Source organism: Virgibacillus sp. M23 (assembly GCF_034190895.1).
GTDB lineage: Bacteria > Bacillota > Bacilli > Bacillales > Amphibacillaceae > Virgibacillus > Virgibacillus salarius.
This window is the reverse complement of sequence record NZ_JAWDHA010000158.1, coordinates 1-634: the sequence shown is the minus strand read 5'-3', so window position 1 is coordinate 634 and position 634 is coordinate 1. Positions and strand designations below refer to the sequence as shown.

Annotated in this window: 1 pseudogene and 1 other annotated feature; the pseudogene reads left to right on the top strand. The window is 40.1% G+C overall.

Going from position 1 to position 634, the window contains the following annotated elements:
• Positions 1-79 precede the first annotated feature (79 nt).
• Positions 80-292 (top strand) — a binding site (T-box leader).
• A gap of 54 nt (positions 293-346) precedes the next feature.
• Positions 347-634 (top strand): annotated as a pseudogene (locus tag RVS70_RS21780) (serine--tRNA ligase); the annotation flags it as partial.

Genomic DNA, 634 nt, shown 5'->3' with positions numbered 1-634 from the left:
GAATACAAACAGAAGGCACTTGTATAAAACAGTTGAAAGCTGTGGAAACTTATAGTACATTATAAGCACAAATAAAGATCGAAAAGCGTTGATAGGAACTAGTAGGGAGCCTCTCTTTCTAAGAGAGCCGATGGTTGGTGCGAATCGGTGAAAGATGCTGTCTGAATCCATCCTTGAGCGAAATGCTGAAACAAGTAGGCATTTACGGGATAACCGTTATGTGTGAAAGTGGAAAACGAGTCATTGATTTGTTTTCAATCAGTGTGGCAACGCGAGAGCTCTCGTCCCTTTATGGGGATGAGGGCTCTTTTTATTTTCGACAAATCAATAAAAAGGAGTGTTTCGCATGCTTGATACGAAAATGCTGAGAGCAAATTTTCAAGAGATTAAAGCGAAGCTTGTTCACAAAGGCGAAGACTTAACTGATTTTGATAAGTTTGAGGAGTTAGATGACAGACGAAGAGAGCTTATCGGCAAGGTTGAAGAGTTAAAAGTAAAACGGAATGAAGTGTCTCAGCAGGTTGCTGTGCTGAAACGTGAGAAAAAAGACGCGGACCACATTATTAAAGAAATGCGTGAAGTCGGCGAAGAAATTAAAAAACTTGATGAAGAATTAAGAACAGTGGAAGCTGAG